Consider the following 12,486-nt stretch of genomic DNA (forward strand, 5'->3'; position numbering starts at 1 on the left):
GAAAAGTATAGACGACCACTCCGGATTTGTAAACGGTTTATGTGAAAGTCACGATACCGTTCCCCGGAAGCGTATCTTGCAACGTCGTCCAATCGAGGGTCATCTCCTCGTCTGTCAACAGACACGCGTCGAGTCCGGCCTCGATGACCGAACGCTCCATCCGCTGCCCAATCAAGACGAGCTCCGTCTGACGGTCCCCGTACGGCTCGACGTAATCGGCGGCGAGCTCGGGTTCTGCTGCGAACATAAGACGACGCTCTTCCTTCGGCAGCGTCGCGAGCCAACGTCCTGCGTGTTCAAGCGTCGAGGCGTACCCCGCTTGCGAGAACAGGCAGGCGAGGTCGTTTCGAGAAGCAATCCATAAGAACCCTTTGGCGCGGACGACTTGTTCCGGGAACGCCTCGATCCACGCATGAAGCCGCTCCGGGTGGAACGGACGGCGTCGACGATAGACGAACGAGCTGATGCCGTACTCTTCTGTCTCCGGCGTATGTACTTCCGCCTCAAGCTCGTGAATCCAGCCGGCGGCATGCATCGCCTGCTCGAAATCGAACAGATTGACGTCTAACAGCTCGGTCAATTCTACGTTCGCAAGGACCGACGTCAACAGTTTGGCGGTAGGATTGAGCGCCTTTAACAGCCCGGCCATCTCGTCGACTTCCGTCTCTGTCACGCGGTCCGCCTTGTTCAAGACGATGATGTCCGCGAACTCGATTTGATCGACGAGCAGATCGACGACTTCACGGACGTCCGTCTCATCGATGGCCTGCTTGCGTTCATGGAGTGACTCGCCCGAGTTAAAATCTTTCAAGAATCGATATGCATCGACGACGGTCACCATCGCATCGATATAGACGCGGCTCGTTAAATCGATCCCGAGGGCGTCATCGGCGTATGTAAACGTTTGAGCGACCGGAATCGGTTCTGAGATGCCGGATGATTCGATGATAATCCCGTCGAGTTCACGGTCGTTCGTGATGTCCTGTACCGCTTCGAGCAGGTCCTCACGAAGCGTGCAACAAATGCAGCCGTTCGATAGCTCGACCAATTTTTCGTCCGTCCGCGAGAAACCGCCCTGCTCAATCAATCGTTCGTCGATGTTCAACTCGCTCATGTCGTTGACGATGACCGCATATTTCTTACCTGACCGATTGTTCAACAGATGATTCATCAACGTCGTCTTGCCGCTCCCTAAATAACCGGACAGCACCGTGATTGGAATTCGTTTCATATATCCCCACTCCTAAATCGTAATCATTACTTTTTAGATAATGACGGGTCACCATTGTCTTGTCAAGAAAAAAACACGCCCGTTCCCAGACGTGTTCCTTTCCCTATTCTTCCAACGCCTTGCGTTCCGCCTCGGAGCGGGGATACGTGTTCGCCTGCCACTCGGCCCGATAAATCGAATCGAGCTGCGTCAGACCGACCTCATCCTCATCCTTATCGGCATCGACACTCGGGGCCTCATCCCAGCGCGGATTCAAATACGTGTGGTCGTCTTCCCGGTTCGCATCCAATAGTTTTTGGATCCCGACCCGGGCCACTGCCGCGAGTGCCAAACCGATGCCTGCACGAACGAGCAATCGCTTCACCATTTCTTTACCTCCTTATCGTCCAAACCGATAGAGCGGCATCCCTTTCACGTCTGTATCGATTTTAAAGACCGACCCTGCGTCCGGATGGGCTTTGAGCGCCTCGTCATCCATCCCTTCACGAGCCGTCGTGATGGCGAGTTGGTTCAAGTTGTCGCCGACAAAACAGCACGACGTGACGTTCGGGGCCGGCACGAGCACCTCGAGCACTTTTTCACCCGTCTCCGGGTTCCAGCGCGAGACGCGGCCGCCGGCAAAGTGCGCAATCCATAAGAACCCTTCCTCATCGGACGTCATGCCGTCCGGGAATCCTTCTTCGACTGTGAAATCGATGATGGCCTCCCCTTCGCCGAGCGTACCCGTCTTCAAGTCAAAGGCGTATTTACGGACCGTCTCGGTCGGTGTATCGATATGATAGAACGTCGAATGGTCGGGTGACCATGTCAGTCCGTTCGATAATGTCAACTCGCTCAACATGACCTCGGTCGTGCCGTCGCGATTCAGACGGTATAGCGTCGCTTGTTCCGCCTCGTCTTCAAGATGGAGCGTGCCGGCGAAGATGCGTCCGTACGGGTCGGCTTTGCCGTCATTGAAGCGGAGCTTTCCTTCTGGGTCGTCGAGTTCGACGATTTTATCGAGCTCTTTTGACGTCTCGTCCCACTCATAAATCCCGTCTTTCAAGCCGACGACGACGCCGTCCGTCACTTTCGGGACCGCGAACCCGATCTGTTGTCCCATATCGAACGACGACAGTTCATCTTCTTTCTCATCGTACCACCAGAGTGTATGTCCCTCGATATCGACCCAATAGAAGCGTTTCAGTTCCGCATCCCAACACGGCCCTTCCCCAAGCGTATTTCGAACTCGAATCCATAACGCAGCGTTTACTGTCTCCATTGAATTGCCTCCACTCTCTACATTGATTTCAAGTGACTATTCCCTGAGGGGGCAATCTCTATTCAACATTTCCCAAAATAGCAACCGCTCGGAAGAAAAATATTGAACCGGGCCGGCATCCTTCTAGGGCAGAAGACAAAAAAACTCCTTGAATCATGAGATTCAAGGAGTCTCTGTCATTTTGCGCCTTCGACATTCATATGCTTGCTGCGCAACTGGCCACAGGCCGCATCGATATCGGTCCCGTGCTCGAGGCGGACCCCGGTATTGATGCCCCGTTTCTTCAAGACGTCATAAAACGCCATGATGTCCTCGGACGTGCTCCGCTCATACTGGATATGCTCGTTGACCGGGTTGTACGGAATCAAGTTGACGTATGACTTGTCTTTAATATCGTCAATCAAGTCGGCAAGTTCCTCGGCGTGCTCAGGCAAATCGTTCACTTTCGATAAGAGAATATATTCGAACGTGATCCGCTTGTTCGTCGTTTCGACGTAATAACGGATGGCCGGCATGAGCTTGTCGAGCGGGAACGCCCGGTTGATTTTCATGATTTGCGTCCGAAGCGCGTCGTTCGGCGCGTGGAGCGACAGCGCCAAATTAATGCGCAAATCGAGGTCCGCGAACTTGTAAATCTTGTCGGCGAGTCCGCTCGTCGACACGTTGATTTTACGCGGTGCGATCGCGAGGCCGCGCTCGTCCTTGACGACACGGAGGAAGTCGACCAAGTTGTCGAAGTTATCGAACGGTTCCCCGATTCCCATGACAACGATATGGCTGACGCGAGCACCTTCCCCGACCTCGTCCAAGTAGTGTTGCACGGTCATGATTTGTTCGACGACTTCACCGGCCGTCAAATCGCGTGTCTTCTTCAACAGACCACTCGCACAGAAGCTACAGCCGATATTGCAGCCGACCTGTGTCGTCACACAGACCGAACGTCCGTATTTGTGACGCATGAGCACCGTCTCGATATAGTGCCCGTCGTGTAATTTAAGTAAAAATTTGACCGTCCCGTCGCCCGCTTCTTGTTTGACGAACAGGTCTTGCGTCGAGATGACGTATTCGGCGGCGAGCGCCTCACGCACTTCAGCGCGAACCGAGATGTCCTCGATGTGCTTGACTCGGTCGATATAGAGTGAGTCCCAGATTTGTCTCGCGTGGAAGGCACTGTATCCCCAAGAGACGCACGCTTCCGACAGCTGATCGAATGTCAGCCCGTATATAGATGGTTTCATTGCTATCTGTCCTTTCTTCAATCCGCATACGTACCATTGTAGCGGACGTGGACGACCGGTGCAACGTTCTTATAACGGTGGGACGGGACGTGTCACATGACGCTCGAACGCGTAGGCGAGACGAATCAAGTCGCATTCGGCATAGCTCGTCCCGGTGAACGATAGACCGAACGGGGCCCCGCTCGCCTTCAAGCGATACGGGATCGTGACGGTCGGATGGCCGGCTTTCGCCGCCATGTCATAATTGTGGTCATGCGGCAAGACGAGGGCATGAAGTTCCTGCTCGGCCAACAATCGGTCGATGCCGTCCGTCTTGGCGTGATAAACGTCGTCGAGGCGGCGCGTCAAATAGGCGTCCTCAATCAAGCGGCCCGATTGTTCATCCGCTTTCTCGAACGTCTTCTGTCCATGCGGAATCGTCTCGGGATGACTGTTGTTACAGTTAATCAAATCCGACAACGTCTCATACGGGAGCGTCGTCGAGGCGAGATACGCCTCGATTCCGAGCTTGAACTCATGGTACAGGATATCCCCTTGGTCGAGCCCTGCTTTCGACGGCAGTTCGACGGTGACGACCTCGATGCCGCTCTGTTTCAGCAATGCGATCGCTTCGTCGTAGAGCACCTGCTCTTCTTCAGACAGATCGGTCTTGACGACGCCGACACGCATACCGACTGCTTGCCGCTCATCAAGACAAGTCCGGTAAGGCGGACCGGCCGGAAGATGCGTCGTCGCTGGGTCAGCGGGATCTTCCCCGACCATCGCCTCAAGGGCGAGCACCGCATCCCGTAGTGTCCGTGCCATTGGGCCGGCCGTGTCCTGCGACCGGGAGATCGGGATGATGCCGCTGCGGCTAATCAAACCGACGGTCGGTTTGATGCCAACGATTCCATTATGGACGCTCGGGTGGATAATCGAGCCACTCGTCTCGCTGCCGACGGCAAGCAACGTCAAGTTGGCAGCGACCGCCGACGCCGAACCTGAACTCGACCCTCCGACATCGAGCTTGTCCCCATATGGATTGAGCGTCTGGCCACCAACCCCACTCCAGCCGTTCGGCATGCCCTCAGTCAAAAAGTTGGCCCATTCGGATAAGTTCGCTTTTCCGAGGATGATGGCCCCATTCGCGCGCAGGCTTTGAACGAGATGGGCGTCCCGGCCGGCGAAGTGATGCGCGAGGGCGACGGCCCCGGCCGTCGTCTTCATCAATCCCGCCGTCTCGACATTGTCTTTAATCAACACCGGGATGCCGAGCAACGGCAAGCGGTCACCTCGTCGAAACGCCCGGTCGGCCGCCTCGGCCTCGAACAAGGCGTCCGGGTTCACTTGAATGACCGCTCTCAGCTTGTCGTTCAACTGGGCGATCCGTGTCAAATAGTAGGCCGTCACGTCACGCGCCGTGAACGTTCCTTCTTTATATCCGCGCTGGGCGGTCTCGATATCGAGTTCGAAACATGTGTTTGGTTCAGTCATATAGATTCCTCCTTTGGTCACTCGATGGTATTCGCTATCTCCAGATGATTTCCTGTTTTCGTTCGCCAACGAATATGTAACTTGGTACACTGAAAGAAAAGGGAGGTTACTATGAATCGTTCGTACGTACTCGTCTTATTGTCCGTCTTTGCCTTGTTCTTCTTACAGCTATATGCCGGGGACGCTCCGTATACGCTACCGCTCTCCATCGTCCTCGTCATCTTGATTCTCGGCGCCACCTTGTTCCAACTTCGACGCAAACCAAACCGTTGACGCCGCTTCAAATCTGATGGTATGATGCTCTCACCAACTACATATCGATATCTTGAGTGAACGAGAGACCTGGCTCTATGACTTCACAGCAACCTGCTTCGGCAAGGTGCTACTTCCAGCAAGGCATGTGCCTTGGCCGATATGACAGAGCGCTCATGTCGATGACATGAGCGCTTTTTTTGGGAAAATTGATCGAGGGGGACTTACTAATGGAAAAAGCAACATTCGCAGGCGGCTGTTTTTGGTGCATGGTGACGCCGTTCGAGGAGCAACCTGGCATCGAGTCAATCGTATCCGGTTATACGGGAGGTCACGTCGATGACCCGACGTATGAACAAGTGAAAACAGGGACGACGGGACATTATGAGGTCGTCGAGATCACGTTCGACCCGACGCTGTTCGTTTATGAGCGCCTGCTCGAACTATATTGGATTCAGACCGATCCGACCGATGACGGCGGCCAGTTCCAAGACCGCGGCAGCCAATATGCGCCGGCCATCTTCTATCATACTGAAGAACAACGCGTGAAAGCAGAGCAGAGTCGCGACGCGCTCGCGGCGAGCGGACGATTCAAACAGCCAATCGTCACGAAGATTCTACCGGCCGACACGTTCTATCCGGCCGAGGAATACCATCAAGACTTCCATAAAAAAAATCCGGCCCACTATAAAGAGGACCGGAAGAAATCTGGGCGCGACGCATTCATCGAGCAAGCCTGGTAAACAAAAGACGGGTCGTCTGACCCGTCTTTTTAGCTTTTCGCAATCCCGAGCATGAATCCGGCCACGACGATGAGCCCGATTCCCATAAAGACGAAGACCCGTTCTTTCGTCGTCTTCTCTTCTTTCAATAGATAAATCCCACCGAGCGTCGCCACGACGACGTTCAATTGCGACAAGGCGAACGACGTCGCGATGCCGACCTCACCGCTCGACACGAACAGCCCGAAGTTCCCAATCCCCCAGGCGAGACCGGCCAAGATGTTTTTGAACGTCTTCGGGTCGAACTTCTTGACATCTTTCTCGCGCAAGCTGAACAAGAGCGCTGCGATGAACATCCCGACCGATTGCGGCAAGATGGCCGTGATGCCGTCGACCTCGAAATAGTTCGTCAAGACGGCATACGTCACATAACCGATACTCGACACGAGCAGGACGAGCAAGCCTTTCTTCAAGGCCCCGCTACTGTCGCCGTCTTTGTTCTGCTGATATGACGTCAGTGCCGCCCCGATGATAATCAACACGAGCGCAGAAAAACCGAGCCATAACTCGGTCGACGTCTGCCAATCACCGAGCACGATGACGCCGAACAAGGACGTCCCGACGAGTTGCATACCGGTGCTGATCGGCATCGCTTTCGATACACTTAAAATTTGGAACGATTGGAACTGTAAATATTGCCCGAGTGCCCAGAACACACCGGAGATGAAGCCGGTCACGATTGCTAGCGTCGTGAACTCCGGATTGAATACGAGTGCGATGATGACCGCCATCACCATCGCCCCAATCGTCGTCCCGATTAACTGTTGAATCGGCTTACCACCGACTTTCGACACGATGAGCGGGATACTCCCCCACATCAAGGCAGGTAAGAGTGCGAGTAAAATCATTTCCATAGATAACACCTGCTTTCGTAGAATAACATTACCAATGATTTTCCCACGTTTACGCACGATTAAACTTTGTTCGAAAAAATTTAAAAATATCCATTGCCAAATGTTTTACTAGGATGATATAATAATTTTCGAACGGGGCATTAGCTCAGCTGGGAGAGCGCCACGCTGGCAGCGTGGAGGTCAGCGGTTCGAGCCCGCTATGCTCCATTATGGAAGTCACCACTCATTTGAGGGGTGACTTTTTTTTGCGTCTCCGCCCGGTTTAAGTCACCTGGTAGCGGGTAATGATTGTAAGACATCATTATTCTAAGGGGGACTTACTATGGATCGTGCCTCTGTCGAAGAGACCATTTTAGCCGTCATCGACTGTATGCGGGCAAGCAATCACTGTTTCTCAAAATGTTTACAAGAAGAGGATTTATTGATGGTCGCCGAGTGTATCCGGCTGACGAAAGAATGTTCGGAAGTGTGTGCGCTCGCCTTGAACGCGCTCGAGACCGATTCGGCTTTCACCAAACCGATTGCTGCACTCTGCGCCCAGGTGTGCGACACGTGCGCCGTCGAATGTGGCCGCCACTTGCATGACCATTGCCAACGTTGTTCCGAAGCGTGTCTCCGCTGCGCAGAGGCGTGTCGCAACCTCGTGGCCGCATAATCGCTTTTTAGTCTAACGATATGTTAGACTTTTTTTATACTTGTTTTATGAGAAAGGGACCGATTATGTCATATTCAATTCTTGCCATCGACGTCGAGACGGCCAACCGCGATAGTCGCAGCATCTGCTCTGTCGGCTGGAGCCTACTCGTCGACGGTGAAATCATCGAGACGAACCAACTACTCGTCAATCCAGAAGAAGACTTTGACGCAGGCAATATCCGCGTCCACGGCATCCGGCCGAGCGACGTCTGGGACGCCCCAGCCTTACCCGAGGTGCTTGAACAGCTCTATCCGACGCTGCGGGATGTCGACCTCGTCATGGCGCACAATGCCTCATTTGATATGGGCGCTTTCAAGAAAGCAATCGCCAAATATGATTTATATACGTTTCCGACGATCGAGTACGGCTGTACCGTCAAGCTGTCGAGAAAACTGTATCCTGGACTGCCGAATCACAAGCTGAATACGATGGCGGAATATTTGAACGTCCCGTTCATCCATCACGATGCGGCTGAAGATGCCCGCGTCTGCGCATTGCTCATGCGCGATATGATGCAGAAGACCGGGATACATGACCCGCGTGAACTGCACCGCTTTACATCGGTCAAGCTCGGGAAGCTTGCCTATTAATCGAAATGTACGTCAGACAGGCCAAGACGATCGTCTTGGCCTGTTAGCGTTTAAAGATCCATCTTTTTTGGATGTAATAACTGACGACGAACAAAAGGCTGTCGACAAACACTTTAATCCATACTTCCCCGTCCCGAAACAACAGGAACAATACATAGACGAGACCGGCCGACAACGCCATCTGCAAGCCGACGAGACCGAAGTATTTCGGCATCGCCCGTCTCGCTTTCGAGTCGAACACGACTTTTCGATTCACCACGTAATTGAATAAGGACGAGATGATGCGGGCCAATACCGTCGCAATTAAGACATGGGTCGTCTCGAACCACGGATTCAATAAAAAGATGAACAAGGCATAGGCGCCGATATCTAATAAAAATGAGGCGACCGAGGATAACGAATAGGCTAAAAACATGCGATAAATCAGAATCGAGTCGATGACCGGGCGAAAATGGGATGAGGCGTTCTCGGCCACATACACGGTTTGAATCGGAATCTGTTGAATCGGGACTTGCCAACGTTTCGTGAACGTCAACATGTTCATCTCGAACTCATAACGGTTCCCGGGCACGTCGAGCAACTGTTCCGCATAGCGCAACGGAACGGCCCGTAGACCGGTTTGGGTGTCTTTCAGTCGAAGCCCGCTGCCGACGAGCATGACACCACGTGTCATCTGGTTCCCGAATCGGCTCCGAAACGGAATATGCGCGACAGAAAAATCACGACAGCCCATGACCAGATGGTGCGGCCGTTGAACCCCTGCTTCATACAAGCTTTTTACATCCTCCGGCAGATGCTGTCCGTCCGCATCGACGGTGATGACACCATGCGTACCGGGGAATCGTTCGACGACGTAACGAATCCCCGTCTTCAACGCCGCACCCTTACCTTGATTCCGTTCATGGACGAGAACAGTCGTCACCCACTTCCCGACCTCATCGAAGACAGTTTGGGATGTCTCGACACTCCCATCGTTCACGACGATGACATGGACAAATCCCGTCTCTTTCAGCTCGCGGACAAGTGTGACGAGCGCTTGATCCGGATTATAGGCTGGGATTAAAACGACATACTCATCTAAACGTTCTACGGAATGCATTTGCATCGCCACCCCTCCTTCCCTCCTTCTATACCCAAGACGATGAAAAGTGATTCCTCTGACCGCGGTAAACAAAAAAACACGGTGTCTCGGAGGACACCGTGCCAGATTAACCGATGAAGATGAAGTAAGACGAAGCGAAGTAGACGAGTACGACAAGCACTGACGGCAAGACATAGCGGAACTTCGACGTCACGTCTTTACGAAGGAGCGTATACATGACGAGCACCGACAAGATCGTGATCCCAATCGCAGTCACCAAGTGAGACGCCGACACGTCGGCCAGAATCGAACCGTTGCGGTAAAACACGTCCGACATGGCGATGATAAGCATGTTAAAGATGTTACTTCCTAAAATCGAACCAAACGCCAAGTTGACGTTTCCAAGCTTCAAGGCGACGAAGACAGCCACTGCTTCCGGGAGCGAGGTCGTCGCGGCAATCAAGAAGCTGCCGACGAAGCTCGAACCGAGGCCGGTGACGACGGCGATTTGATCGCCTAACACCGATAGCGCCGTTCCGGCCGCCATGATGACGAGCGCGGCGATGATGAAGCCGATGACCGCACGTTTGACCGTGATCGAGTTCGTCGCACTCGCGCCGACTTCTTGTACCGTCTCGTGGGCAGCCTCACGCTCGACGGCAGGTTGTTGCGGACGTTTTCCGATATAGTAAATCCCAATCCCGTACAATGCCGCGATCAATAAGGCGTCGATTCCGATGCCGAGAACCGTGAAATCGATGCGCACGATGAGAGCAATCATCGTGACGAGCGTCAACATGAGCCCGAGACCGGCCGTATAGAGATGATCTCGGCTCGCTTCATTGAACAAGCGTTTCTGACGATAGAAGAGATCGAACATCGCCAAGATGAAAATGTTGAACAAGTTCGATCCGAGCATGTTCCCGATCGCGATATCCGGATTGTCAATCAAGACGGCCGAGACGCTCGTCGTCACTTCCGGCAGCGATGTCGCACCGGCCAGCAATACCGTCCCGACGAGCATCCCGCTCATCGTCGACTTCTCACTGATGACGTCAGCGTAAGTCGAGAGTTTCATGGCAGCGTAAACGGTGATGGCTGCGGCCAAAATGAAATAAATAAATACCATTTGAATAAGTCTCCCCTTTTTCATGAATTCAAAAAGACCTTTTTATGGACGCCGAAAAAGCATCCATAAAAAGGTCTTGCGGACTTGGTAAGAAGCTCGATGGACCGAGTGCGTTGCACCGTAATGACGACCCATCGACCACAGCTGTGGTCGCTACTCCCCCTCTTATGTTCACGACGAATATATCACGTTACAATTCATTTGACAATCAATTGACCCTTAAATGGGCGACGACGTCATCGACTGGCATCGCCGTCCGGTAAGACAGTTCATCAATCGCTTGGAGTATCGGGAGCGGCAACGGTTTCCAAAGCCCCGCTTCTTTCAATTGTGCGGACAAGCCGTCGAGCTCCGGTTGATTGACGTCCGTGCCGTGGCGATAGCCTTCGCGCATTGCCTCGTGTAACTCATAGGCGGTCTGACAGAGCGTCGTCGTCTCTTGAAGCCAGTCCTCTTCGTGAAATCCGTGCTGTATGACATCAAACAATTTCCCGAGTTTCTCGAACCGCTCGTCGGCGACGCCGTAAAACAATAAGTTCAGCTCGGTCTCGAATGACTCGATGAGCGTCGTCGTCTGTCTAAACGGTCGGAACGCTTGGAGCAGTTCGTGATAATACCATGACTGGTCGCGGAGCGGTCGTCTGAACCGGTCCCGCACTTGTCTCCCGGCAGACTCGACGTCGAGTCGAATCGAACGAAGGTTATGTAACTTGTCCGCCGCCAAGAGCGCCACTTCATCATACTGCATCGTCTGGACGTGTTGAACCGTCATCCGTTTCCGCTCTTCCCATGACAGGTGCTTCCCGGGTTCGGACACTGCTTCGACGAGTCGTCTCACTTCGCTTCCGAATCGTTCCTCGATCTCTTCAGGTGTCGTCAACGTGTCTTCAAGCAAATCGTGGAGCAGGCCGGCCGCCACGACCGGGACCGGTTGCCGGTCTTCGACGAGCAACATCGACACGGCGACGGGATGGGTCAAGTAGGGAATATTCGTTCCTTTTCGAAACTGTCCGTCGTGTCGGACGGCCGCGAATCGGAGTGCCTCTTCAATCAACTGGTGCACGGCGATTCCTCCTTCAATGGGTTGATAAAGCGTCCCCATCCTTTACCCGTGCCTAGTCCTATCTACTCACATCTGTTGTTAAAACATAGGGTAATGGTCCCGGTTAGACGAATTACGGCTCATAAATCATCTTCTTCGTCATCCCGCCGTCAACGACGAGGTTATGCCCGTTGACGAAATCGTTCTGTTCATCAATCAAATAGGCGACCGCACGGACGATATCATCCGGTTTCCCGACCCGGCCCGACGGATGTTGCGCATGATCGATGTCACGGAGCGACTCGTCCGACGTGTGGATCCAACCGGGACTAATCGCATTCACCGTGATCGGGCGTTCCGCGAGCGAGACCGCCATCGATTGGGTCAATGATACGATGCCGCCTTTGGACGCGCCGTACGCTTCCCAATCTGGTTCGTTTTGAAGGGAGCGCGTCGAGGCCAGGTTGATGATGCGGCCATATTCAGCTTTCTCGTTCAACGTTAAGAACGCCTTGGCACAAGCGAACGTCCCGACGAGGTTGACGTCAATCACCTGCTTGAACGTCTCGACGTCAAGTTCAGCCATTGGTTTGACGAGTGACGAGACGCCGCCATTATTGATGAGCACGTGAGCGATACCGACTTGGCGCTGAATGTCAGTGAATACGTGAGCAATCGCCTCATGGTCGCCCAAATCCAGCTCGTGGAACGTCACTCCGTCCAGTTGCGGATCATCGCTTTTATCGAGTCCGATGACGTGATACGTCTCGCGGAAATGACGTGCCAATTCATGTCCGATGCCTTGGCTGACACCTGTGATAATCATAACTTGTTTCATATACATCCCTCCTGCACA

At 53.5% G+C, this 12,486-nt stretch carries 14 protein-coding genes, 1 tRNA gene and 1 riboswitch; of the genes, 5 read left to right on the forward strand and 10 right to left on the reverse strand.

Annotated elements, in window-relative coordinates:
- Nucleotides 1-37: 37 nt before the first annotated feature.
- The 5 genes from KNP81_RS12470 to KNP81_RS12490 form a co-directional block, all read right to left on the reverse strand.
- The gene (locus KNP81_RS12470; RefSeq protein WP_214720184.1) at nt 38-1,231 is read right to left on the reverse strand and encodes a GTP-binding protein; all 1,194 of its coding nucleotides are present in this window, start codon (nt 1,229-1,231) and stop codon (nt 38-40) included.
- 103 nt (nt 1,232-1,334) lie between these two features.
- A complete protein-coding gene (locus tag KNP81_RS12475) occupies nt 1,335-1,598 on the reverse strand; it encodes a hypothetical protein (protein ID WP_021067530.1) in 264 nt (87 codons plus the stop codon).
- A 12-nt stretch (nt 1,599-1,610) separates the two neighbouring features.
- Nucleotides 1,611-2,492, reverse strand: coding sequence for an SMP-30/gluconolactonase/LRE family protein (locus KNP81_RS12480; protein WP_214720185.1), 882 nt, complete (start codon nt 2,490-2,492; stop codon nt 1,611-1,613).
- A 176-nt stretch (nt 2,493-2,668) separates the two neighbouring features.
- Nucleotides 2,669-3,730 (reverse strand): dual-specificity RNA methyltransferase RlmN, encoded by a 1,062-nt coding sequence (gene rlmN, locus KNP81_RS12485; protein ID WP_214720186.1) that lies wholly within the window; start codon nt 3,728-3,730, stop codon nt 2,669-2,671.
- 69 nt (nt 3,731-3,799) lie between these two features.
- Entirely contained in the window at nt 3,800-5,203 is a 1,404-nt protein-coding gene (locus KNP81_RS12490) for an amidase family protein (protein WP_214720187.1), read from the reverse strand.
- A 111-nt stretch (nt 5,204-5,314) separates the two neighbouring features.
- Between KNP81_RS12490 and KNP81_RS12495 the strand changes: the two genes are divergently transcribed.
- Both KNP81_RS12495 and msrA read left to right on the forward strand, forming a co-directional pair.
- Complete coding sequence (locus KNP81_RS12495; protein WP_021067534.1) at nt 5,315-5,476, forward strand: hypothetical protein; 162 nt, start codon at nt 5,315-5,317, stop codon at nt 5,474-5,476.
- A gap of 44 nt (nt 5,477-5,520) precedes the next feature.
- Nucleotides 5,521-5,621, forward strand: a riboswitch (SAM riboswitch).
- A 64-nt stretch (nt 5,622-5,685) separates the two neighbouring features.
- Nucleotides 5,686-6,198 carry a peptide-methionine (S)-S-oxide reductase MsrA gene (gene msrA / locus KNP81_RS12500; protein WP_034806547.1) on the forward strand — a complete coding sequence of 171 codons (513 nt, stop codon included), beginning with the start codon at nt 5,686-5,688 and terminating at the stop codon, nt 6,196-6,198.
- Between the two features lie 29 nt (nt 6,199-6,227).
- On the opposite strand, the gene KNP81_RS12505 is transcribed toward msrA, so the two are convergent.
- Complete coding sequence (locus KNP81_RS12505) at nt 6,228-7,091, reverse strand: GRP family sugar transporter (protein WP_214720188.1); 864 nt, start codon at nt 7,089-7,091, stop codon at nt 6,228-6,230.
- A gap of 134 nt (nt 7,092-7,225) precedes the next feature.
- Here KNP81_RS12505 and KNP81_RS12510 point away from each other — a divergent pair.
- From KNP81_RS12510 to KNP81_RS12520, 3 genes are all read left to right on the forward strand, one after another.
- Nucleotides 7,226-7,298 (forward strand) — tRNA-Ala (locus KNP81_RS12510).
- A 115-nt stretch (nt 7,299-7,413) separates the two neighbouring features.
- Complete coding sequence (locus KNP81_RS12515) at nt 7,414-7,746, forward strand: four-helix bundle copper-binding protein (protein ID WP_021067537.1); 333 nt, start codon at nt 7,414-7,416, stop codon at nt 7,744-7,746.
- 65 nt (nt 7,747-7,811) lie between these two features.
- On the forward strand, nt 7,812-8,378 hold the full coding sequence (locus KNP81_RS12520) for a 3'-5' exonuclease (RefSeq protein ID WP_214720189.1): 567 nt from the start codon (nt 7,812-7,814) through the stop codon (nt 8,376-8,378).
- A 43-nt stretch (nt 8,379-8,421) separates the two neighbouring features.
- Here the strand turns inward: KNP81_RS12520 and KNP81_RS12525 are convergent, their stop codons facing one another.
- The 4 genes from KNP81_RS12525 to KNP81_RS12540 form a co-directional block, all read right to left on the reverse strand.
- Nucleotides 8,422-9,483 (reverse strand): glycosyltransferase, encoded by a 1,062-nt coding sequence (locus KNP81_RS12525; RefSeq protein WP_214720190.1) that lies wholly within the window; start codon nt 9,481-9,483, stop codon nt 8,422-8,424.
- Nucleotides 9,484-9,586: 103 nt separating this feature from the next.
- Nucleotides 9,587-10,588: a sodium:calcium antiporter gene (locus KNP81_RS12530; protein WP_214720191.1), complete on the reverse strand. Its 1,002-nt coding sequence runs from the start codon at nt 10,586-10,588 to the stop codon at nt 9,587-9,589.
- 208 nt (nt 10,589-10,796) lie between these two features.
- Nucleotides 10,797-11,651, reverse strand: a complete 855-nt coding sequence (locus KNP81_RS12535; protein WP_286038408.1) for an HD domain-containing protein — start codon at nt 11,649-11,651, stop codon at nt 10,797-10,799.
- Between the two features lie 112 nt (nt 11,652-11,763).
- Entirely contained in the window at nt 11,764-12,468 is a 705-nt protein-coding gene (locus KNP81_RS12540) for an SDR family NAD(P)-dependent oxidoreductase (protein ID WP_214720193.1), read from the reverse strand.
- Between the last annotated feature and the right edge of the window lie 18 nt (nt 12,469-12,486).

It is taken from the genome of Exiguobacterium sp. s149, from assembly GCF_018618395.1.
GTDB lineage: Bacteria > Bacillota > Bacilli > Exiguobacteriales > Exiguobacteriaceae > Exiguobacterium > Exiguobacterium chiriqhucha.